Raw genomic sequence first — 23,212 nt, forward strand, 5'->3', positions numbered from 1 at the left:
CTTATATATTTATTATTTTCTATTTATATTAAAATGTAATATAATTTACTTTTTTCTTATATTTAAAATTAAAATTTGACATCAAATTTGAGCAGATTTAAAGCGGGTGGAAAAATATTGCAGGGAAATTAAGAGGGGAATTTAGCCCACAAAAAGCGTAAATTTGCAGGCTAAATTTATAAAATTTATTCTTTTGTTTTTGCCATTCTGCGGCGCATAGTAGGATCTAGATAGCGTTTACGTACGCGTATGTTTGTCGGCGTGACTTCGACTAGCTCATCCTCCTCGATCCACTCCAAAGCGCGTTCAAGGCTTAGCTTTCTAGGCGGTACGAGCTTGATAGCGTCGTCAGAGCCGCTAGCGCGTACGTTGGTTAGGTTTTTGCCTTTGATCGGGTTTACGTCGAGGTCGTTTGGACGGCTGTGCTCGCCGATGATCATGCCCACGTAGGTCTTAGTCTGCGGATCAACGAAAAGGATGCCGCGATCTTGCAGATTCCAGAGGCTATATGCTAGCGTTACGCCGTTTTCCATCGACACTAGAGCGCCGTTGCTGCGGTGCTCGACGCTACCGATGAGCGGGCGAAACTCAAGGAAGCTATGGTTCATGATGCCCTCGCCTTTCGTATCGGTCAAAAACTGGCTCCTAAAGCCGATGAGACCGCGCGCAGGGATCTCAAACTCGATCCTCGTCTGTCCGTCGCCGGTCGGGTTCATCGCGACCATCTCGGCCTTTCTACGTCCGAGTTTTTCGATCACGGTGCCGCTAAACTCGTCCGGCACGTCGCATACTAGTAGCTCAAACGGCTCGCAGCGCACGCCCTCGATCTCTTTGATGATGACTTCCGGACGTCCGAGACAAAACTCAAAGCCCTCGCGGCGCATATTTTCGGCCAGGATCGTGATTTGCAGCTCGCCGCGGCCGCTAACCTTAAATTTACCCTCTCCGATGTTTTCGTAGCGCATCGCGATATTTGTTTTCATCTCGCTAGCTAGACGTTCGTCGAGTTTGTTTGAGGTTACGTGCTTGCCCTCGGTGCCCGCTAGTGGACTATCGTTTACGCTAAATACGACGCTAAGCGTAGGTTCCTCAATCTTTAGCGGATCAAGCGGCATAGGGGAATTTGGATCTACGACGCTATCGCCGACGTCCAGCGCCTCAAAGCCCGCTATCGCTACGATATCGCCAACTTGCGCCTCATCGATGTCGCGGCGCTCAAGGCCCAAAAAGCCGATGAGTTTTGAAATCCTACCCGTCGTTTTCGTGCCGTCGGCTTTAGCGAGCATCACGTTTTGGTTTTTGGAAATTTTACCATTGAATATACGTGCGATGCCGATTTTACCGACGTAGTTGTCGTAATCAAGCGTGAAAACCTGAAGTTGCAAAGGATTGTTTATATCGCCGCTAGGAGCCGGAACGTGAGACAAGATCGTCTCAAAAAGCGGCTGCATATTTACGTTTTCGTCGGCCAAATTTAGCTTCGCGTAGCCGTTTCTAGCTGCTGCATAAACGACTGGGAACTCTAGCTGCTCGTCGTTTGCCTCAAGCGCCACGAAAAGGTCGAAAATCTCGTTTATCACGCGATCGGGATCGGCTGCGGGTTTGTCGATTTTATTTACGACGACAATCGGGCGAAGGCCGAGCGAGAGCGCCTTTTTCACGACGAATTTAGTCTGCGGCATTACGCCTTCTTGTGCGTCTACGAGCAGCAAAACGCCGTCGACCATCTTTAGCACGCGCTCTACCTCGCCGCCAAAATCGGCGTGGCCCGGGGTGTCAATGATGTTGATTTTGGTGTCTTTGTAGCGGATTGCGGTGTTTTTCGAGAGGATCGTGATGCCGCGCTCGCGCTCGATGTCGTTGCTGTCCATCACGCGTTCGCCGACGGCTTGGTGCTCGTTAAAAGTACCCGATTGTTTCAAAAGCTCGTCAACCATCGTGGTTTTGCCGTGATCGACGTGAGCGATGACGGCGATGTTTCGTATCTTTTCCAAATTTTTCTCCGTTATTAAAATGGGGCTGATTTTAACCAAATTTTCCTTATAAAAATAATAAAGCCGTTTTGGAACGTTTCTTGCAAGGTTCATAAAAGTTAAATTTAAAGGGTTTTTATGCAGACAACTCAAAACGATATTTTGTCCTTTGACGCGAGCATCAAAGGCGGCGTGAAAAAGCAGAGCAAAAACGCGCAAAAAGGCGGTAAAGAGGATGGCGAGTTTCTTTCTATGGTGCTAGACGCGGCCGCTAAAAAGGGCGAAAATTTAAGCGAAAAAGATCTAAAAGAGATGGCAAAAGCCATAAATTTATCCGCTCAAACGGCTCAAAATCAGCAAACAAAAGCGCCCGTTCAAAGTACAGACGTAAAAGAAATTTTAGGCGAGGAAGCGGCGGAAAATTTGTTTGAAAACGCGACTTTTATGCAGCTTTTGCAAATTTTAGAGATGCTTAGCGGCGGCGAAAAAATCAGTAAATTTCCAAATTTTGAAAACCGCCTAGCCAAAGCACTCTCAAGCGAAACGACGCTAAACGAGCTAAGGGGGGCTAAAAATCTAAACGAGCTAATAGAGATCGCAAATAAGCTAAATTTGGGTCTAGAAAATATCGAAGTGACGCAAGTTCAAGCTGACGAACTGGGCGAGAAATTTCCAAATTTGGCGAAAAAAGATTTCTTTAAACCCGTAACGCCAAAGAAAAATCTCGCTTTTAGCGAGCTAAAAAACAAGGTCGAAGAGACGATAAATGCAAGCGAGCCAGAGCCCAAAGATACGCTAAATAAACTACTCGCCGCCGTACAAGAAGAGCAAAACAAAGCCCAGCCCAAAGACGCCAATGCAAAAGCGCAAGACGCGCAAAATTTGGCTCAAAACTCCAAAATCATAAAAGAAGCGGTAAAAAACGATGGCGAAAAAGAGACAAATTTAAAAGACGAGAAACCAAACCTCAAAGCCGAAAGCGAGCTAAATTTAACCGCCGCAAAAAGCGAAAAATCTGTGCTCGGCCAAGACTCTAAAAAGATAAATTTGCAAAATTTACTATTTCCCGAGCGCGAAAACGACGAAGAGCAAATTTTAACCAAGACCCAAAGCGATAACGGCGAAAACAGCGAACTAAACGCGATGGTAAAAGACGTCATCTCAAACGCCAAGGCGCAAAGCAGAAATTTCCAGGCCGTGCGCGAGACGTTTGATAACTTTAGCTCAAATTTGAAAGAGCAGGTTGCAGCATACAAATCGCCGTTTATGCGCTTTAACATCACGCTAAATCCGCTAAATTTGGGCGAGGTCGAGATCACGATGGTAAATCGCGGCAACAATCTGCATATAAATTTCAACTCAAATACGCAGACGATGAACCTGTTTTTACAAAATCAGGCCGAGTTTAAAAACAGCCTCGTAAATATGGGCTTTACCGAGCTTGAGATGAACTTTAGCGATCAAAATCAACCTAAAAAAGAGCAAGGGCAAAAGAGCTACAAAGGCTCCAAATTTAGCTCCGACGACGCAGAGCAAAGCGAAGCTGTGGCACCTCGTTTAGAGCTCGTCGTTCCACGCTATGTGTAAATTTGGAATCAAATTTGCTTGAGATATAAAAATTTAAAGGATAAAAGATGTCAAACGGACTAGAAACCAATAACTTTACGGTAAACAACCAGGCCGCCAAAAAATCGGCGGACGCCCTACAAAAGGCCGCAGGCACCAATCCAAACGCCCAGCTAGACAAGGACGCTTTTATGAAACTTCTTTTAACCGAGCTTCAGTATCAAGATCCGACAAGCCCGATGGATACAGAAAAAATGCTAACCCAAACTAGCCAGCTAGCCTCGCTTGAAATGCAAGAAAATACGAACAAAATGATGCAAAAGCTAGCCGACCAACTAAAAAATAGCACAAATATGTACGCTGTCGGAGTACTCGGCAAGATGGCTAAAATCGGCGATAGCGGTATCGTAAAAGAAGAAGGCGCAGGCGTCAAATTTGCGGGATTTTTAGAAAGCGCGGCAAAAGGCGGAACGATAAATATCAAAGACGGCACCGGCAAACTCGTAAGAAAGCTAGAATTCGGCCAAGCTAGCGCCGGAGCCAATACCTTCGAGTGGGACGGCAAGGATAACGCGGGTAACGATGCCAGAGCCGGCTCATATACAGTCGAGATCAGCTACACGGATGCAGCGGGCAATGTCAAAAACGGCGGCGTAGGCAACTATCTCGTAGAAGGCGTCAAATTTATCGATGGCGTCGCACAGGTAAAGGTCGGCGGACAATACGTCAGCATCGACAAAGTAAAAGAATTTACCGAGCCGAAAAAAGGATAGGACGATGGTAAGAAGCCTGTATAACGGCGTTAGCGGCGTCAGAACCCAGGGGTTTAGTATGGATGTGTGGGCGAACAACATCGCCAACATAAATAACGTCGGCTTTACCGCTTCGATACCGGAATTTAAGAGCATTTTTTACCAAACATCCTTTGTCGCGGGCAATAACCCGACCCAAGATCAAGTCGGTCTGGGCGCTACGGGTATGACGACGGCGCTTAGCTTTTACAAGCAAGGCCCGTTTATGAAAACCGATAACGTCCTAGATATGGCAATCGGCGGCAAGGGATTTTTTGGCGTAACGAACGGCTCTGGCACATACTATACGCGTGCCGGTAGTTTTGGCGTAGATAAAGAAAGATATCTCGTAACAAATCAAGGCAACTACGTCCTAGGCACGCAAAATACGCTAACACAGGTAACTCCAAGCCAAGGCGCGATAGAGGCTTTCGGTAGAGTAAACAGCACCGCCGCAGTCACGCAGGCATACACTTTAGGATCAGACACCACAGACCTTGACGTCGGCGACATCGGCTCCCAGGGCAAAATTCGCTTGCCTGAGTTTTTGTATCTACCGACCAAACCGACTTCAAAGGTAACCTTTAAAGGAAATCTCGACTCGTCTTTTAAAACCGAGCCAACCACTTTGCCAGTCGATAACGCTACATATAATAGCAGCATAGATAACCCCTCTAGAACTATAAATTTACGCGGGCGAGTCACGGCTGACGATACGATAACCCGCCCTAGAAAAGGCGATCTAGTAACCGTAACGGTAACCGACGCGAACGGCAAAACGGCTGAATTTAGCGCTCCGATCGACGAAAACGGCAACTGGAGCATAAGTCAAAAATTTGAAAGGGATTTTGACCTAACGACCGCCCCAAATTTGACTGCAAAAATAAACACTACTAAAGAAGCGGCAAATCAAGAAAAATTCATAACCGAGCTTTTAAATGCGGACGGTACTAAAAATAAACTTGAGCTAACGCTAACAAAACGCGTACCTCAGGGCGCTAACGGTACAGTTTGGGACGCGGCGGCGACCGTAAAAGACGCAAGCGGCGCAGTGGTCTCAAATACTAACGGCGAGCTAAATTTCGATTACGAAGGTAGACTTGTTAGCTCTACTTTAAGCGCCCTAGATAATAACGGCTCGCAAATCGAACTAGACTTCGGCACTCCTGTGGCTGCGGGTCAAATTTACTCAGGCGTCACTAGCACGTCTCAAGCCAAAAGTATCTCGATCGCGCAAGACGGCGTACGAGAGGGTATTTTAAAGGATTATTACACCAACGATTCGGGAAATATCTTGGCGCAGTTTACAAACGGTCAAGTCCGCTCCGTCGGCAAAGTCGCTCTCTATCACTTCCAAAACGAGCAAGGCCTTGCAAAAATGGGCGATAATATCTATTCGCAAAGCGCGAATTCTGGCGCGGCATTTTTCTATAAAGATGCAGGCGGCAAAAGCATCTACGGCGCCAAACTAGCTAGCAGCATGCTCGAGCAGTCAAACGTCGATCTAGCCCAGGCTCTAACCGAGGTCATCGTCACGCAAAAAGCCTACGACGCTAACGCCAAGAGCATAACGACTAGCAACGAAATGCTCCAGCGCGCAATCGAGCTAAAGCGCTAAATTTAACCCGCAAATTTGATGCGGGTTTTTAAATTTAGCTGTAACCGTAAAGCCAAATTTAACGCGATAAAATAGTCTACTTCAAGATATATAAATAAATTTTTAGCTAAAATCAGCCCCAAAAATTTACAGAATAAAGAAAAAAATTATGAACCGAAAAAGAATCTACAATCCAAGCTCAAATGAAAATTTGACCGATCGCCGCGTATTTAACGGCAATCCGCACGGCATCTTAAATTTCACCAAAGCAAAATACCAGTGGGCGCTCAAGCTCTGGGACCTGATGGAGGCTAACACGTGGTTTCCAAAAGAGGTCGACACAACCGACGACGTACGCGACTACGCCTACAACCTCACGCAGGCCGAAAAACGCATGTACGATCTGGTTTGGAGCCAGCTCATCTCGATGGATAGCTTCCAAACTAACAACCTAGCCGACAACATCAACCCATACATCACCGCGCCCGAGATCAACGCCTGCCTAGCGCGCCAAGCCTACGAGGAGGCCAACCACTCCAAGTCCTACGCCGTCATGGTCGAGGCCATCTGCGACAACACCGACCTGATCTACGAGATGGAGAAGCACGACGAAGTGCTGCGTGAGAAAAACGACTACATCTCAAGCGTCTACGAGGAGCTTGCAGGCGAAGTCACAGACGAAAAGCTACTACTAGCCATGGTGGCAAATCAAATTTTAGAGGGCATTTACTTTTACAGCGGCTTTACGGCGATCTACGCTCTAGCTCGCGCGGGCAAAATGCTAGGCAGCGCGCAGATGATTCGCTTTATCCAGCGCGACGAGATCACGCATCTGCTGCTATTTCAAAACATGATAAACAGCGTCCGCACCGAGCGTCCCGATCTTTTCACGCCACAAACTGAGGCTAAAATTTACGATATGTTCGAGCGCGCGGGCGAGCTTGAGATCAAATGGGGCAAATACATCACGCAAAACCAGATCATGGGCTTTACCGACGACATAATCGAGCAATACATCCGCTACCTCATCGACCAGCGCCTAGTCGCCATCGGCCTAAAACGCCGCTACAACGTCCCTCATCCGATCAAATGGGTCGATGATTTTGCTAAATTTAACGACCAAAAGAGCAACTTTTTCGAGGCAAAGGTAACAAATTACAGCAAAGGAAGCATCAGTTTTGACGACTTTTAGTCCGAATTTATGCCCTATCGTCCTAACTGCGCCAACCTGCCAGCAAAGACAAGACGAACTGCTAGAAAAAATCGCCGCAGCACCCAGAAATTCCATCATCTTAGCCAGCGAGCTGTGCGTGAGCGGGTATGATTTCGACGGATTTTTTAGCGGCGCAAACCGTGCTATGCTAGGCGGCTCGATCGGCAGCTTTGACGCCATACTTTTTGAAGCGTTGCAAGAAGCGCTAAGTCCAGATAAATTTCTCGGGCTCACGCACCTAACAAGCCTAAACCGCGCCAAAGGGCTTGGGCAAATTTCAATCACGCAGGCGCAAAAAAACGAAATTTACAACGAATTTATCCTACTAAATAGCCAAAACGTCTTTTACACGCAAAATAAATCAAAGCTTTTTCGCCCAAATTTAGAGCACGAAATTTTCGCCGCTGGAGACGAGTCTGCGATAAAGCCTTTTGATTTTAAAGGGCTAAAAATCGGCGTTCTCGTTTGCTTTGAGCTTAGGTTCGCCAAGCTTTGGGAGCAACTAAAAGGCTGCGATATCATCCTCGTGCCCGCCATGTGGGGCGAGGCGCGCCAGGACGCATATCTTACGCTTTGCAAGGCTCTAGCACTTGCCAACAGCTGCTACGTCGTGGCCGCAAGCTCGCTTGATTTAGAGTTTTCTGGCGTGTTTTTGCCAAGCGGCGAATTTGCGAAAGAGGCCAAATTTGATACAAATTTGATCCTTGAAACCAAACGAAATTTGGGGCTTTTATGACCGCTCTTGAAAAATCAAAATGCACAAACATGGCCGATGAGATCGGCGATATACTCACTCTGACGCCCTCGCTTTATAAGGCGCTTTGCGACACGCCGCGCGAGATCTTTGCGCCCGTCACGCGCCACGCGTACAGCCTAGACGCTCAGCCCATCGGCGGCAATCAATGGATCAGCTCGCCTCTAACGGTAGCCAAAATGACGCTAGCGCTCGAAGCCGAAGATATCGACAATGCCCTAGAGATCGGCTGCGGTAGCGGTTATCAGGCGGCGATTTTATCGCATTTGGCGCACAGGGTTTTTAGCGTCGAACGCATCGAAAAGCTCGCGAGCGAAGCCAAAAAACGCTTTGAGGCACTTAAAATTCACAACGTCCACGTGCGTTTTGACGATGGAAACGTCGGCTGGAAGAGCTATGCGCCATACGACAGGATCTTACTTTCAGCGGCTGCACAGCAGGTGCCTCAAACGCTTTTTAATCAGCTAAAAAACGGCGGTATTTTGGTAGCTCCTATCAAAAAAGACGGCAAACAGTTTATCGTCAAATTTAAAAAAGACGCTCGCGGCGAGATAACGCAAAAAGCGCTTGACGAGTGCTTATTTGTGCCGCTTTTAGGCGGGATAGAGTAGCGCTGAGCGGCAAATTTAACGCTACCGCTTAAAAAGCCGCGCGTTAAATTTAACTACTCAAATTTAACGCCGCTTTTAGTACCGAATTAAACTCGCCTAACCAGCAAATTTAGCCATGCGTTAAACCTAAAACTGTATAATTATCATACAAATTCTTAGCAAAGGAGCTAAAATGGCAACAGATCGCGAGTTGGTTAATTTCTCAGAGGAACACGAGCTAAACACGGTGCTAGCAAGACACGGCAAGGCTCAAAGCATCGCAAACCGCGAGGTGCTTTGCGAGCTCGGCAAAGAGTGCAAAGAAAAATTAGGCAAAAGAGTGCTGACGCAAGATGAATTTGACGAGTTTTTAAAACCTGTTTTAAATCGCTTGGAAGATAAAAGAGCTTAAATTTCGGGGGATTTCCCCGAAATTTCTATCCAAATTTCCCGCTTTTTAAATTTTTCTACTACTCTCTCGTTTTCAAATTTACATTCTCGTCGTCGTTTATAGCCGTCAAATTTAGGCTATTTTGTGATAAGTACCGCACGGCAAGCTCGCTTTGGTTAAATTTGACTTCAAATTTAAAAACCCGCCAAAACAAACAAAATATCGCCGAAATCCCAATGCGGCAAATTTAATATTAGCATAAATTCGGCGCAGTCTCGAGAGAAAATAATCCAAATCCGAACCGCGCCGAATTTAACCGAGCTACGCCCTAAAAATGCACTTTAAATTTCGCCCAAAAGCTTCTGCCCGGCTCATAAAGCCTCGTGCCGTTGGGGATAGTCTCGTAGCCTGCGATACCGCCGCCGTAGCCGCCTTTTGAGTTATGATAGGCGTATTTGGCGTCGTTTAGGTTTTCCGCCGCTAGCAAAAATTGATAATTTTTGTATTTATAGCCCGCGCTTAGCCCCAGCGTCCAAAAGCTATCGCTCTTGCCCAGGTCCATGCCGCCTACGTCGCCGTAGCCTTTTTGCGCGCGGTTTTGCGACGCGTTAGTGTAGAAGTCGGCTTTGACGAACCAGTCTGGCTTTTCTAAACCGGCGCTTAGTTTAAACGCTAGAGGCGAAACCTTAGGCAGCGCGTCGCCGTCTTTTAGGCCTCCTGCATTTTTAGTCACCTTGCCGTAGACATAGGATACTCCCGCCCCCAGCCTAAACATATCGGCTAGCAGCGTAGTGCCCTCTATCTCGCCGCCGTATAGCAAGGCGTCGGTATTAAAGGCGTCTGAGGACATGCCCATAGGATTATATTTTAGCATGATATAATCATCCATCTTTGAGACGAAAAAATTTGCGCTTAGTTCGTAATTTTGATCTTTCAGTACGGCGCCAAAATCCAGCTGAGTATTTCTTTCTTTACGTAGCTCTAAGTTCGCGTCCTTGTTCGTTTCCCAGTGATCAGGTAGTCTTTGTGCGTGCCCTAACCCAGCATAAAGCGTTAAATTTTGTAGATATTTTTCGTATCTAAAAAACCCTGAGAATAAATTTTCTTTCCTGCTCTTATGCGTTTTTAACAGTTTTCTCTCACCCGCGTCCAGCCTAAGTCCGCCAAAAAGCCCGTAGTCGTTTTCTAGGACGTATTCGTTTTGAGTGTATATCGTTTTATACGTTACCTTGCGCTCTTTTACGTGCGGCTTTGATACGGCTGCGTCCATTTCGGCTTTAGATACGCCGGCTCCGCCCGTTCCGGCGCCTCGCCACTTAAATACATCCTCAGAGTACCCAGCGCCAAGATAGCTTGTTAGATTGTCGAAATTTAGCTCGCCTTCTAGCTTAAAGCCATACATATCGCGTATCGGGTGGCTGATGCTATATCCCTTGCCGCGCCCCGTGCCCGGTACCACCGGACGCATGGTGAAGTTGTCCATTATATGGTCGATTTGATGATAGTACGAGCTTAGCCTGATTTTGTGCTCGCCGACGTCTTGTTCAAATTTGAGTCCGAAAGATTTACGGTCAAACTGCACGCCGTCCCTCATCCTGTCGGCATACGCCGCTTCGCCCTCGCCCAGATCCGCGCTTAGCTGCAAGGCGGTAGTTTCCGTGGGCGTTAGCGTGCCCACGAGCGAGACGCTGTTACGTTTATAGTGCGTATGCATTTTCTGCCCGCCGCCGCTTTTATAATCGCCGCTCTCGTAGTGTCCGCCAGAAACCTCTATGCTGCCTAGCTCGTTACCCGCCGCTACGTCCGCAGTAGTCTCAAATCGCTTGAAACTGCCGCCTAGCACGCTTACGTTTCCTCCGAAGCTCGGTTTTGACAGCCTTGCTATCTCTCTATCGAAAAATATACCGCCGCTAATGAGCGCGCCGTATCTGACGTCTTGCGGGCCTTTTACGATACGAACCGAGCTGTAGTTTTGCGCCGAGATGTAGGTGATGGGCGTATCCATGCGCATGCCGCAGCCGCCGTTTAGCGTGCTACCGTCGATAAGTACGGGCAGCCTAGCCGCCGTCTGAGAACGATAATAAACCTCGCTGCCGCCTCCGCCCTTACGCTCCATCGTAAAGCCGTTTAAATTTGAAAGCGATTTGGCGATATCGCTGTTTTCCAGTATCGCACCTTTTCCGGCTATTTGGGCGTTTGTAGGCTCGTCGAGGGCTGATTTTTGCATTTTTGACGAGACGGTAACGGGGCTCAGGCTTACCGCTTCCTCGGCGCTAAGCATCAAATTTGACGCCATGGCCAGTGCCAAAACGTAAGAAATTTTCATTTTCGCTCCTGCAAAATTAATATTTAATATTGAAATTGAAGCAAAAATAAACTTAAATAAAGTATGAATATTTATGTAATGTGAATTATTTTGTGTGAAATTTAGCTCAAACCCTGATATTTCGGTCGTTTGCGTTAAGTGTGTAGAAAAGTAACTTTAACGGACTAGAATTATAAATTTAAGTAATCTCGGTTTCATCAAATTTGAGTTTAGCGAAACCGAGATTAAATTTACAAAATCTCTTTTACCAGCAGCTGCGGCGTAACGAGTCCTCGAAACGAGTTTTTCGATACCGAAAAAACTAGGTCTATGCTCTCGCCCGTATGCGGCTCGCGAGTGAAGTTAAAAAACAGCGCCTCGAGGCATTTACCGTCTTTTTGCAGGATGAGTTTTAGGTGATTTTGCTCCCTGCCGATTAGTTTTTTATTTTTGACGACGGCGGATTTGATTTCAAAGAGCGGGCGCGGATTTTTCTGTCCGTAGGGTTCAAAATGCTCCAAAATTTCAAGCAGTTCAAAATCCACCTCGCTAGCTTCTATCTCGCCCAAAGGCTCGTCAAGCGCGCTAAATTCGTGCAAATCCATCAGCATACACGAGCTATTTATTGCGTTTTTAAACGCTTCTAAATTTGCCGGATCTATCACGATACCGGCCGCTCCCTTGTGCCCGCCGTAGCCCGCGAGTAAATTTTCGTGGCTAGCGATGAGCGAGAGGATATCTAGCTTACCCACGCTTCTAGCGCTACCTTTGGCGCGGTTTTCGTCTATGCTAAAGACGATGGCGGGCTTTTTAAACTGCTTTGCCAGACGCGAGGCGACGATGCCGATGACGCCCTCGTGCCAGCCCCTGCCCCACGTCACGATGATGTGTTCGTCCTCGCGCACGTCCTTTAACGAGCACTCAAAAAGCGTGCGCTCCTCCTCCTTGCGCGAGTTGTTAAAGCTCACGATGGTATCGAGGCACTCGCAGGCGCGATCTAAGTTTTTGGCGCGCAAAAACTCAAAAGACACGCTCGCATCGTCCATACGCCCCGATGAGTTTATGAGCGGCGCGATGAGAAAGCTGATGTCGTCGCACTCGAATTTATCTTTGCCGTAAAGCTGTTTTATCGCGGTAAACGCAGGCCTGCGCGAGCTATTTAGGCGGTTTACGCCAAGCTTAACTAGGATGCGATTTAGGTCGCGAAGCTCCATCATATCTGCGATTATCGCGATGGCTAGGAGGTCGAGAAATTTACCCATATCGTAGTTGATGCGGCACACGTCTTTTAGTGCGCCCACTAGATACCATGCGACCTGAGCGCCGCAAATTTCGACGTTTGGAAAGTGGCAATCCTTTTGCTTTGGGTTTATGATCGCGTAGGCCTCGGGCAGGACGTCCGGCGGCATGTGATGATCGGTGATGATGAGATCGATGCCTTTTTGCTTGCAAATTTGAGCCGCGTCGTTTGCCGAGATGCCGTTATCTACGGTCACGATGAGGCCAGCGTCTGCGATCTCCTCGACTATTTGCGGATTTAGCCCATATCCGTCGCTAAAACGATTTGGGATACGCACGAAATACTCGCTAACGCCCAAATCATCGAAAAACTCGGCCATTATGACGCTGGCGATCACGCCGTCCACGTCGTAGTCGCCGACGACGACGATCTTTTCGTTTTGCTCGATCGCGCGCTTTATACGCTCGGCACCCTTAAATACATCCTTTAACGCATCAGGCGTAGGAATTTCTGAAAGTTTTTTGTGAATGTCATTTTCAAATCTTTGGTTCAGTAATTCCTTTATTTTTTCCTTATTCAACATCGTTTTGACGAGCTTTTGCGTAAGCCTCGCCGTCAAATTTCGCCGCCTTGCCACCGTTTTTGCCTAAATTTTCGCTCGCCCCCGGGGTCAAATTTACCCACGCCGCGCCGCAAAAAAGGCTAAATTTTGGTTCAAATTTCATCTTTTTCCTTCTTTTTTTATTTTCTAATGCGTAAATTATAGCTTTTTGAAATTTAATTTCTTATAATTTTAAACGAGTCGAAATTATATTTGAAATGATATTAATTATTATATTTAAACCTAGGTTAAGATGTATTTATGTATGATTGCGCTCTTATTTCAACAAAAGGAACGATATGAAAAAAACTTTTTTAAAAGCGCTGTTGGTGCTTTTTGCGGTATTTTCGGCGACCCAAGCGGCGGCCGAAACTAAGGTCATAAAAGACGTCTTAGGTCGCGAGGTAAAGGTAAATTTACCCGTTAAACGCATAGCTTTGGGTTTTTACTACACCGACTTTTTAGCCATCGGCGGCACTAAGGCCTTAGATAAAGTCGTGGGCTTTTCAAAAGAGGTTTGGACGGACTGGACGCCTGCTAGCTGGGATCTATATAGCAAAGCCCTACCGCAGCTAAATAAGCTTGCGGACTTCGGCGAGGTAGAGGTCGGTACGTTCTCGGTAGAAAAAGTTATCTCTCTAAAACCCGATTTGCTAATACTCGCATCTTGGCAGTATAACGTGCTAGAGCCTGATTTAAAGCCTCTAACCGATCTAAATATCCCGGTCGTCGTGCTTGATTATAACCGCGAGAAGGTTGAGCTTCACGTAAAAAGCACTAAAATTTTAGGCGAAATTTTAGGTGAGGAAAAAAGAGCGGACGAGATCTCTAAACTATACGAAGACACCGTAAAAGAAGTGGGCGACCGCATCGCAAAAGCAAATTTGCCTAAACCTAAAATTTACATAGAATTCGGCCGAGGCGGTCCTGACGACACAGGGATAACTTACGGTAAAGATATGTGGGGTTCGCTGATAGATTTGGCCGGCGGAGATAATATCGCAGCCGATCTAGTCGAGCAGTGGGCGCCCATCAATGCCGAGCAAGTCATAGCCGCAAAACCCGACGTTATAATGATAACAGGCCGCGAAACCGAACTAAAAAAAGAACCGACTGCGATGGTAATGGGCATAAACATAGATAAAGCCGAAGCGCTAAAAAGACTAGACGGATTTAAAAAACGCGTCGGTTGGTCAGAGCTTCCGGCTATCAAAAATAACCGCCTATACGGCCTATATATGGGCGCGTCAAGAACTCTTGCGGATATGGCGATGGTGCAATATATCGCAAAAGCTTTGTATCCGCAGCTATTTAAAGACGTAGATCCGATAAAGACCTACGTTGATTTTCACAAAAAGTACTTGCCTGTCGTTCCCGTCGGAACTATAGCTATCCAAGCGGACGAAAAATGAATAAAATAAGTTCCGAAGAGGTCGTAAAGGCTCATAGAAAGCGCGAATTTAAACGCTTAATCATCATCTTGAGCTTTATAGTCGTGGGTCTTGTATCGATGGTGTTTGATATCGGTACCGGCCCTGCGATGCTCTCGCCAAGAGAAGTCGTAGATACGCTTTTACAGCCGATTTTAGGCGGCGAGCAGGATAAATTTTTATACCACATCGTTTACGATATCAGGCTTCCCGTAGCGCTTATGGCTTTAGTCGTAGGTGCGGCTTTGGGAGCGGGCGGCGCAGAAATACAGACGCTTTTAAACAACCCTATGGCAAGCCCCTATACGCTGGGACTTGCCGCGGCGGCAGGGTTTGGCGCATCGCTGGTGATGGCGTTTGGTTCGTTTGGACTGCCTCAAATTTACGCCGTGCCTATCGGTGCGTTTATTATGACGATGTTAGCGGCGTCTATACTGTTTTTGTTTTCGATGATGAGGCGATTTGGGTCGGCTACTTTGGTTTTAGTCGGTATCGCGCTTTTGTTTTTGTTTCAGTCTATGCTCTCTTTGGTGCAGTTTTTGTCCGCGCCCGAGATTTCGCAGGCGATTTTGTTTTGGCTGTTTGGTAGCCTCCAAAAGGCTAAATGGAGTACGCTGGCCGTCGCTACGGTCGTAACGGTCGTATGCATCTCGCTACTGATGCTAAACACTTGGGCGCTAACGGCTTTGAAACTGGGCGAAGAGCGAGCCAAAAGCATGGGCGTAAATTTATCCGCCCTTAGGATTAAAATTTTGCTTATAGTTTCGGTTATGACGGCTACGGTTATTAGCTTCGTCGGCGTTATAGGCTTTATCGGTCTGGTCGCTCCGCATATCGCTAGAAATTTAGTCGGCGAGGATCAGAGATTTTTCCTGCCTACTACTATCTTCGTCGGCGCAGCGTTTTTGTCGATAGCTTCGGTACTTTCTAAGGTTATAAATCCAGGCGGACTCTTTCCGGTCGGCATCATCACGGCGTTTGTGGGCGTGCCGTTTTTCTTCTGGATCATCCTCTCAAGGAAAAACGTATGCTAGAGCTTAAGAATTTAACGATATACCGCGGCTCGCTTTGCACGGCAGATGCCGTAAACGCTAGCTTTGAAGAAGGCAAGGTTTACTCCGTGCTAGGGCCTAACGGCGCAGGCAAAACTACGCTCATAAGCGCAATTTTCGGCGAGATGGGCTATGAGGGCGAGATTAAATTTGGCGAAGAGAGGTTAAATTTCAAAAACCATTTCTCGTGGAAAAAGAAAATCGGCTACATGCCCCAAGATAGCTACGTAGACGCGAGTTTAACGGCTCTTGAGGTCGTTTTGCTAGGGCTCATGGATAGTCTCGGGCTTTATCTAAAAGACGAGCAAATAAACTCGGCCGTAGAGATAATGAAAAAACTAGGGATTTTACATCTAGCAGGTCGCGACGTGATGCAGCTTTCGGGCGGTCAGCGCCAGATGGTGATGTTTGCCTCCGTGCTTATCAAAAAGCCTAAAATTTTACTTTTGGATGAGCCTGTTTCGGCTCTTGATATGCACCATCAATGCGTGCTTTTGGACTGCGTTAGGAAATTTACGCGCGAGCACGGTATAACTACCGTTATGATACTGCACGATTTATCGCTAGCGTCGCAGTTTAGCGACGAGGTGTTGCTACTAAGCGACGGCAAGATAAAAGCTAAGGGCGAAGCCAAAGAAACCATAACTAAAGAGCTAATACAAGAGCTTTATAAAGTAAACGTGGATATTTTTTACGACGATGCCGGCGTACCGGCCGTAGTCGCAAAGTCAGCGTTTGGGGTAGAGTAGCGCGTGAGGGTTTTTATTTTAAGTTGCCTTGCTTACGCAAAGGGCAACGAGGACTTACGAAATTTAAGCCGCACGTTTAGCGACGGCGGCGCACAGTGCGAGATAGTGCCGTGGCAAAATTTAGATGTCGGTTCGCTAGACGAAGATTCTTTGATTTTGCCGCTTGCGGCTTGGGATTACAGCCTAGACGCGGCTAAATTTTTATCGTTTTTGAGCAAGCTTGAAAAAAGCGGAGCGAAGATAATAAACGGCGCTGAGATCGTGCGCTGGAATTTATCGAAAAAATACCTCTTAGAACTTGAAGCCTTAGGGCTTCCCGCGATCCCTAGCACGCTTTTAAACGGCGATGAAAATATAGAAGAGCTAAGGCGAATTTGCCCGGGCGGCGTGATAAAACCGCTCGTCGGACAGAGCGGCAACGGCGTAGCTAAAATCGACGAAATATCAAATTTAAGCGAATATAAAAACGGGGCTTTGCTTCAGCCTTTTATCGAAGAGATCGCCGTTAGCGGCGAAATTTGCTTGATATTTTTAGGCGGCGTTTTTTCTCACGCCGTACGCCGCTCGCCTGCTAGCGAGGATTATAGGGCAAACTCGAATTTCGGCGTTAAGATTAGCTCGGTAGAGCCGACTGCAGCCTTTCTAAACATCGCGCGAGACGTTTTGGCTAGGCTTGCCTTTAATCCCGTCTACGCAAGGATAGATCTAATCGGCACAAAAGATAAAATTTTAATCAACGAAGTCGAGCTTATCGAGCCTAGTCTTTATTTTAGCTACGGCAAAAACTCTACCGAAAAATTCGTAAAAGTAATCCTGGATAAATTTGTCGCGGAAAAGAAAATTTAGAGCCGATCGGCTCTAAATTTAATTATTTTGATTTTTCTAAGCTAGCTTTGATAAAGCCCAAAACTACGGGATTTGGGTTTGTTAAGCGGCTGGTAAATTCCGGATGAAACTGCACGCCGACGAACCACGGATGCGAGTTTTTGGCGCCCGCTGCAGGCGAGCTAAGCTCGACGGCCTCGATCAGTCCGTCGCTCTCGCCGCTAACTATCAGGCCGTTTGCTTCAAATTCGGCTCTGTATTTTGGATTTGCCTCGTAGCGGTGGCGATGGCGTTCTTTGACGCATTTGGCGCCGCCGTAAATTTGACTTAGCAGCGAGCCGGGTTTAATGTCGCAAGCATACGCGCCAAGCCTCATCGTACCGCCGACCGGGCTTTGGTGCGTGCGGATCTGGGTCTGGCCGTGCGCGTCGATGAAACTATCGATGAGATAGATGATAGGATTTACGCACTCGGGCTTAAATTCGACCGAATTTGCGTCCTCGAGCTTTAGCACATTGCGGGCAAACTCGATGAGCGCTAGCTGCATGCCTAGGCAAATGCCAAGATACGGCACGCCGTTTTCGCGAGCGTATTTTATCGCTTCTATCTTGCCGCTCACGCCGCGCTCGCCAAATCCTCCGGCAACTAGCACGCCGCCCACGTCTTTTAGTAGCTCTTCGACGTTTGAGGGCTCGATCTTCTCGCTATCTATCCACTTTAAATTCACCCTCGCGTCAAGGCTCGCGCCCGCGTGGATGATACTCTCGGTCAGGCTCTTGTAGCTCTCTTTTAGATCGACGTATTTACCCACAAATGCTATCGTGGTCTCTTTCGTAGGAGCAATGATGCGCTTAACCAGGCTGTCCCAGTTGCGCATATCAAGCTTTAGCTCGCCCAAATTTAAAATTTCGGCGATCGGCGTTAAGACATCTTGGTTATAAAACGCGAGCGGCACCTGGTAGATACTGGCCGAGTCGATACTCTCGATGACACAGTTGCGCTCTACGCCGCAGCTCGCGGCTATTTTATCTTTTAGCTCGCGATTTAGCGGCTGCTCGGCGCGGCAGATGATCATATCCGGGCTGATACCGATGCGACGTAGCTCGCCGACGCTGTGCTGAGTAGGCTTGGTCTTTAGCTCGCCTGCGACTTTTATAAACGGCACGAGCGTTAGGTGGATATTCATCGCGCGTTTGCGGCCGACCTCAATGCGAAGGGCACGGATAGCCTCCAAAAACGGCAAGCCCTCGATGTCGCCTACCGTGCCGCCGATCTCGACAATCAGTATGTCGCGACCCTCGCCCGCCTTTTTGATGCGATCAACGATCTCGCCCACGATGTGCGGGATGACTTGGATCGTTTTGCCCAGATAGTCGCCTCTGCGCTCTTTTTCGATGACGGAGCTATAGACGCGGCCGGTGGTGAAGTTGTTGTCTTGACTTAGGCTCTCGTCTAAAAATCTCTCGTAGTGTCCCAGATCCAGATCCGTCTCCGCGCCGTCGTCGGTGACGAAAACTTCGCCGTGCTCGATAGGGCTCATAGTGCCTGGATCTACGTTGATGTAAGGGTCAGCCTTTAGCATGCTCACCTTTAAGCCCGTGTTTTTAAGAAGCGTGGCGATAGAAGCCGCCGCAATGCCCTTGCCTAGCGAACTTAGCACGCCGCCTGTTATAAAAATATACTTTGTTTCGTTTAGATTTTTTTGCATATCGCGCCTTTTAAATTTTTAGCGAGATTATACCTTATTTAAAATTTATAAACGCTTGAGGACATAAATAATTTTATAAAATCAAAACTTTAAAATGATATTTTAAGTTAAATTTCTGTAGTATGTTAAGTTATGATTAAAAAATATATTAAAAACATCTCGTCTTTGTATATAGACGGCTTTAGGAACATGAAGCTCGGAAAGAGCCTGTGGCTCGTGATAGCTATCAAGCTGCTTATAATGTTCGGGATTTTAAAAGTATTTATCTTTGATGAAAGTTTAAATTCAAAATTTGAGAGCGACGAGGCCAAAGCGAACTTCGTCATCTCAAATTTGACAAAGGAATAAAATGTCTGAAATCGCTTCGGTCGATTGGTCTAGGGCGCAGTTTGCGCTCACCGCCATATACCACTTTTTGTTTGTTCCGCTCACGCTGGGACTTAGTTTTATCATCGCCATTATGGAGAGTATTTACGTCAAAACCGGTAACGAGCAGTGGCTAAAAATCACTAAATTTTGGCTAAAACTCTTCGGTATAAACTTCGCTATCGGCGTGGCTACCGGTATCATAATGGAATTTGAGTTCGGCACCAACTGGGCGAACTACAGCTGGTTTGTCGGCGACATCTTCGGCGCGCCGCTAGCTATCGAGGGCTTGCTCGCATTTTTTATGGAGGCGACGTTTTTTGCCGTTATGTTTTTTGGCTGGGATAAGGTTAGCAAGAAATTCCACCTCATCTCGACCTGGCTCGTGGCTATCGGTTCAAATTTGAGCGCGCTTTGGATCCTCATCGCAAACGGCTGGATGCAGTATCCGATAGGTATGAAATTTAACCCCGCAACCGCAAGAATGGAAATGGAGAATTTCTTTGAAGTAGCGCTTAGCCCGGTAGGTATCATCAAATTTTTACACACCGTTACTAGCGGCTACGTTGCTAGCGCGCTTTTCGTGATAGGAATTTCAGCGTGGTTTATCCTAAAAGGACGCCACCTAATCATGGCTAAAAAATCAATCGTCGTAGCGGCAAGCTTCGGACTCGTTACGTCGCTGTTTTTGATGTTTAGCGGCGACGAGAGCGCATATCAGGTCGCGCGTACTCAGCCGATGAAACTAGCCGCTATGGAAGGCCTTTATAAAGGCGAACAAAATGCCGGCCTAGTCGCGATGGGCGTACTAGATCCGTCTAAAAAACATGGCGACGGCAAGGACGCGTTTTTACTCGAACTAAAAGTGCCTTACGCGCTTGGAATAATGGCTACTAGAAAATTTGATAGCTTTACTCCGGGCATCGAGGATTTAGTCTACGGCAACGAAGCGCAAAATATAGAGAGCGTCGCAAGCAAGATGGCCAAAGGCTCGCTAGCCGTTAGCGCGCTAGCTAGCTACAACGCCGCTAAAAAATCGGGCGATAAAGCCGCGATGGAGCAAGCCGAGCAAACTCTGGCTCAAAATATGAAATTTCTAGGCTACGGATACCTAAAATCCCCGGAAAGCGCCGTGCCGCCGGTCGGTATTACGTTTTATAGCTTTCACTTGATGGTGGCTCTTGGTACTTACTTTTTGGCTTTATTTTTGGTCGTTACGTATCTTACGATGGCAAACGATATCGAAAATTTCAAAAAGCTGCTGTGGGTGTGCGTATTTAGTATCCCGCTAGGACTAGTGGCGATCGAGGCGGGCTGGATAGTAGCCGAAGTAGGGCGCCAGCCGTGGGTCGTGCAAGACCTCATGACCGTGGGCGTGGGAGCGACAAATTTAGCCGACACCAACATCAAAATTTCGTTCTGGCTATTTGCCGTTTTATTTACGGCGCTTTTGATAGCCGAGATAAAAATCATGCTAAAACAGATAAAAATAGGATTTGAAAACCATGCTTAGTTTAGAATTTTTACAAATTTACTGGTGGTGCGTAGTTAGCTTGCTAGGCGGTTTGCTGGTGTTTATGATGTTCGTTCAGGGAGGGCAGACGCTGCTTTTTGGGCTTTGCAAAAACGAGCTGCAAAAGGACATGGTGATAAATTCTATCGGGCGCAAATGGGAGCTTACGTTTACTACGCTCGTAATGTTTGGCGGCGCGTGCTTTGCGGCGTTTCCGCTGTTTTACGCGACAAGCTTCGGCGGCGCGTACTGGGTGTGGCTGGCGATTTTGTTTTGCTTTATCCTCCAAGCCGTAAGCTACGAATACCGCAAAAAACCGGACAACTTCCTAGGTCAAAAAACATATGAAATTTTCCTTTTCATAAACGGCTCTTTGGGCGTTATTTTGATCGGCATGGCAGTTAGCACGTTTTTTTCGGGAAGCGACTTTTTACTAAACGAACACAACTTCGTACAGTGGCAAACGCCATTTCGCGGACTTGAATCACTTGGTAATATCATGCTATATCCGCTAGGCATCGCGATGTTTTTCCTAGCTCGTGTGGGCGGAGCGCTCTACCTCATCAACAACATCGACGATGAGGAGATAAGGGCTAACGCCAGAAAAGCGGCGCTAAAAAATACTATTTTATTTTTGCCGTTCTTTTTGATATTCATCGCTTGGATATTTACAAAGACCGGTTTTGCCTACGACGAGAGCGGCGTAGTGAGCTTAGTTGGCTTTAAATACGCTCTAAATTTACTCCAGATGCCGCTTGTTGCAGCTATGATAGTTATAGGCGTCGGGCTCGTGCTTTTTGGTATATTTAAGGGTGCGTTTACGACTAGTATCTACGGCGTAGTGCCTTACGGCGTGGGTGTAGTGCTAACAGTTACGGGGCTATTTTTGATATCCGGGCTTGCGGACACGGCGTTTTATCCGTCGTTTTCAAATTTGCAAAGCTCGCTAACTATCAAAAACGCAAGCTCTAGCCACTACACGCTAAACGTAATGTTTTACGTAAGCTTTTTGGTACCCGTAGTTTTGGGCTATATCGTCGCGGTCTGGCGCGCGATGGATAGTAAAAAGATCACGGCCGACGAGATAGAGCGCGATCATCACGCGTATTAAGGATAAAAATGATAGAAGCGATAGTTTTTCTTTTTCTTTGGGTTTTGGCGCTTTTTGGCGGATACAAATTCGTCCATTTTAACATCAAACACGTCGAGAAAAACGACGACAAATACTTTGGAAATTTGCGCGAATAAGCGCTGATCCACAAATCTCGTTCTACTTAAATTTTAGCTTTTATCGCTATAATGGGGCTAAAATTTTAAGGAGAACGAGATGTTTGACTTCACTTTTCACAACCCCACAAAAATAGAATTCGGCAGAGGCAAAGAGCGAAATATCGGGCTTTATATGCGCGAATTTGACGTTAAAAGAACCCTACTGATCTACGGCAGCGAACGCATCAAAAAAGACGGACTCTTTGACACGGTCGCAGCGAGCCTAAAAGAAAACGGCATAGAGTTTATAGAGCTTGGCGGCGTGGTTAGCAACCCCGTACTAAGCAAAGTCTACGAAGGCATCGAGCTAGCTAGGAAATTTAACGCCGACAGCGTGCTAAGCGTAGGCGGGGGCTCCTGTCTAGATAGCGCCAAAGCCATCGCCGCGGGCGCGCTATATGAGGGCGATGTGTGGGATTTTTTCACGGGCAAGGACCCGAGTCGCGCGCTAAAAATCTTTGACATCATAACTCTTGCGGCGACGGGCAGCGAGATGAACTCGGGCGCAGTCGTGACAAACAAAGCTACAAAACAAAAATTCGCCATCCACGGCGACGTGCTATATCCGCTAGTCTCGGTCGTAAATCCTCAGCTGCAAGCCAGCGTTAGCCGCGAGTACCTAGCCTACTCCGCCGCCGATATCATCGCGCATAGCATCGAGGGATATTTCACCGCTAGCGTTCAACCTGGCATCATCAATCTCTACATCGAAGCTAACATCAAAACCGTGATGAAAACGACCGAAATTTTACTTACCGACCCAGATAACTACGATGCTAGAGCCGAGTTTACCTGGGCGGCGACGATGGCGCTAAACGGCCTAACCTACGTCGGCACGCACGGCTACTCCTACCCAAACCACATGCTAGAGCACGCCATGAGCGCTGTCGTAAACTGCGCGCACGGAGCGGGTCTAGCAGTCATAATGCCTGCGTGGATGAAGTGGTATAAGAACCGAAATTTGAATGCTTTTGAGCGTTTTGCAAGGGAAATTTTCGGCGTAAAATCAGCCGACGAAGGCATCGCAGCATTTAAAGCGTGGCTTAGTAAAATCGGAGCTCCAGTTAGCCTAAAGGCCGTCGGCATAGAGGGCGAAACGCTAGAGGAGGTGGTAAATTTAGCCCACGACTACGCGGTAAACTGGCGCAAAGATAAGCTCTATACGAAAGAAAATATCAAAGCGATTTTTGAGCTGGCGAATTAGATAAATTTGAAGCCACAGTTAAAATTTGATGTTACGTAAAATTGGCATCAAATTTTAACAGTTTTTTATTTAATT

Annotated in this window: 22 protein-coding genes; 16 read left to right on the plus strand and 6 right to left on the minus strand. The window is 47.2% G+C overall.

What is annotated here, in order from left to right; translation table 11 throughout:
• Positions 1-185: 185 nt before the first annotated feature.
• Complete coding sequence (gene typA, locus Q0386_RS00965; protein WP_299025795.1) at positions 186-1,994, minus strand: translational GTPase TypA; 1,809 nt, start codon at positions 1,992-1,994, stop codon at positions 186-188.
• Positions 1,995-2,111: 117 nt separating this feature from the next.
• Between typA and Q0386_RS00970 the strand changes: the two genes are divergently transcribed.
• From Q0386_RS00970 to Q0386_RS01000, 7 genes are all read left to right on the plus strand, one after another.
• Positions 2,112-3,560: a flagellar hook-length control protein FliK gene (locus tag Q0386_RS00970; RefSeq protein ID WP_299025798.1), complete on the plus strand. Its 1,449-nt coding sequence runs from the start codon at positions 2,112-2,114 to the stop codon at positions 3,558-3,560.
• Between the two features lie 47 nt (positions 3,561-3,607).
• The gene (locus tag Q0386_RS00975; RefSeq protein WP_299025800.1) at positions 3,608-4,312 is read left to right on the plus strand and encodes a flagellar basal body rod modification protein; all 705 of its coding nucleotides are present in this window, start codon (positions 3,608-3,610) and stop codon (positions 4,310-4,312) included.
• 4 nt (positions 4,313-4,316) lie between these two features.
• A complete protein-coding gene (locus Q0386_RS00980) occupies positions 4,317-5,948 on the plus strand; it encodes a flagellar hook-basal body complex protein (protein WP_299025803.1) in 1,632 nt (543 codons plus the stop codon).
• Positions 5,949-6,096: 148 nt separating this feature from the next.
• Positions 6,097-7,119, plus strand: coding sequence for a ribonucleotide-diphosphate reductase subunit beta (locus Q0386_RS00985; RefSeq protein WP_299025806.1), 1,023 nt, complete (start codon positions 6,097-6,099; stop codon positions 7,117-7,119).
• Positions 7,106-7,876, plus strand: coding sequence for a carbon-nitrogen hydrolase family protein (locus Q0386_RS00990; RefSeq protein WP_299025809.1), 771 nt, complete (start codon positions 7,106-7,108; stop codon positions 7,874-7,876). The genes Q0386_RS00985 and Q0386_RS00990 overlap by 14 nt, the downstream gene beginning before the upstream one ends.
• On the plus strand, positions 7,873-8,505 hold the full coding sequence (locus tag Q0386_RS00995; RefSeq protein ID WP_299025812.1) for a protein-L-isoaspartate(D-aspartate) O-methyltransferase: 633 nt from the start codon (positions 7,873-7,875) through the stop codon (positions 8,503-8,505). The genes Q0386_RS00990 and Q0386_RS00995 overlap by 4 nt, the downstream gene beginning before the upstream one ends.
• 172 nt (positions 8,506-8,677) lie before the next feature.
• Entirely contained in the window at positions 8,678-8,896 is a 219-nt protein-coding gene (locus Q0386_RS01000) for a hypothetical protein (protein ID WP_009494786.1), read from the plus strand.
• A gap of 58 nt (positions 8,897-8,954) precedes the next feature.
• On the opposite strand, the gene Q0386_RS01005 is transcribed toward Q0386_RS01000, so the two are convergent.
• The 4 genes from Q0386_RS01005 to Q0386_RS01020 form a co-directional block, all read right to left on the minus strand.
• On the minus strand, positions 8,955-9,089 hold the full coding sequence (locus tag Q0386_RS01005) for a hypothetical protein (protein WP_299025815.1): 135 nt from the start codon (positions 9,087-9,089) through the stop codon (positions 8,955-8,957).
• Positions 9,090-9,203: 114 nt separating this feature from the next.
• The gene (locus Q0386_RS01010; RefSeq protein ID WP_299025818.1) at positions 9,204-11,201 is read right to left on the minus strand and encodes a TonB-dependent receptor; all 1,998 of its coding nucleotides are present in this window, start codon (positions 11,199-11,201) and stop codon (positions 9,204-9,206) included.
• Positions 11,202-11,431: 230 nt separating this feature from the next.
• Positions 11,432-13,003, minus strand: coding sequence for a single-stranded-DNA-specific exonuclease RecJ (gene recJ / locus Q0386_RS01015; RefSeq protein WP_299025844.1), 1,572 nt, complete (start codon positions 13,001-13,003; stop codon positions 11,432-11,434).
• On the minus strand, positions 12,993-13,145 hold the full coding sequence (locus tag Q0386_RS01020) for a hypothetical protein (RefSeq protein ID WP_299025821.1): 153 nt from the start codon (positions 13,143-13,145) through the stop codon (positions 12,993-12,995). Before Q0386_RS01020 ends, recJ begins: the two co-directional genes overlap by 11 nt.
• A 175-nt stretch (positions 13,146-13,320) precedes the next feature.
• Between Q0386_RS01020 and Q0386_RS01025 the strand changes: the two genes are divergently transcribed.
• From Q0386_RS01025 to Q0386_RS01040, 4 genes are read left to right on the plus strand one after another with little or no spacing between them, the layout of a single operon-like run.
• Positions 13,321-14,433 carry an ABC transporter substrate-binding protein gene (locus Q0386_RS01025; RefSeq protein ID WP_299025824.1) on the plus strand — a complete coding sequence of 371 codons (1,113 nt, stop codon included), beginning with the start codon at positions 13,321-13,323 and terminating at the stop codon, positions 14,431-14,433.
• Positions 14,430-15,485, plus strand: a complete 1,056-nt coding sequence (locus Q0386_RS01030) for an iron ABC transporter permease (RefSeq protein WP_298085611.1) — start codon at positions 14,430-14,432, stop codon at positions 15,483-15,485. The genes Q0386_RS01025 and Q0386_RS01030 overlap by 4 nt, the downstream gene beginning before the upstream one ends.
• The gene (locus Q0386_RS01035) at positions 15,479-16,252 is read left to right on the plus strand and encodes an ABC transporter ATP-binding protein (RefSeq protein ID WP_004321672.1); all 774 of its coding nucleotides are present in this window, start codon (positions 15,479-15,481) and stop codon (positions 16,250-16,252) included. The genes Q0386_RS01030 and Q0386_RS01035 overlap by 7 nt, the downstream gene beginning before the upstream one ends.
• A gap of 3 nt (positions 16,253-16,255) precedes the next feature.
• Positions 16,256-17,098, plus strand: a complete 843-nt coding sequence (locus Q0386_RS01040) for a hypothetical protein (RefSeq protein WP_299025829.1) — start codon at positions 16,256-16,258, stop codon at positions 17,096-17,098.
• A gap of 22 nt (positions 17,099-17,120) precedes the next feature.
• Here Q0386_RS01040 and Q0386_RS01045 read toward each other — a convergent pair whose 3' ends face one another.
• Complete coding sequence (locus Q0386_RS01045; protein WP_299025832.1) at positions 17,121-18,785, minus strand: CTP synthase; 1,665 nt, start codon at positions 18,783-18,785, stop codon at positions 17,121-17,123.
• A gap of 132 nt (positions 18,786-18,917) precedes the next feature.
• On the opposite strand from Q0386_RS01045, the gene Q0386_RS01050 reads away from it, so the two are divergent.
• The 5 genes from Q0386_RS01050 (at position 18,918) to Q0386_RS01070 (ending at position 23,137) form a co-directional block, all read left to right on the plus strand.
• Entirely contained in the window at positions 18,918-19,133 is a 216-nt protein-coding gene (locus Q0386_RS01050; protein WP_004321680.1) for a DUF4492 domain-containing protein, read from the plus strand.
• A 1-nt stretch (position 19,134) separates the two neighbouring features.
• Positions 19,135-20,664, plus strand: coding sequence for a cytochrome ubiquinol oxidase subunit I (locus Q0386_RS01055; protein WP_299025836.1), 1,530 nt, complete (start codon positions 19,135-19,137; stop codon positions 20,662-20,664).
• On the plus strand, positions 20,648-21,775 hold the full coding sequence (locus Q0386_RS01060; RefSeq protein WP_299025838.1) for a cytochrome d ubiquinol oxidase subunit II: 1,128 nt from the start codon (positions 20,648-20,650) through the stop codon (positions 21,773-21,775). The genes Q0386_RS01055 and Q0386_RS01060 overlap by 17 nt, the downstream gene beginning before the upstream one ends.
• A gap of 8 nt (positions 21,776-21,783) precedes the next feature.
• On the plus strand, positions 21,784-21,912 hold the full coding sequence (locus Q0386_RS01065) for a hypothetical protein (protein WP_002943393.1): 129 nt from the start codon (positions 21,784-21,786) through the stop codon (positions 21,910-21,912).
• Between the two features lie 79 nt (positions 21,913-21,991).
• Entirely contained in the window at positions 21,992-23,137 is a 1,146-nt protein-coding gene (locus tag Q0386_RS01070; RefSeq protein WP_299025841.1) for an iron-containing alcohol dehydrogenase, read from the plus strand.
• Positions 23,138-23,212: the final 75 nt, after the last annotated feature.

The organism is uncultured Campylobacter sp. (assembly GCF_938045625.1).
In the GTDB taxonomy this organism is placed as follows: Bacteria; Campylobacterota; Campylobacteria; order Campylobacterales; family Campylobacteraceae; genus Campylobacter_A.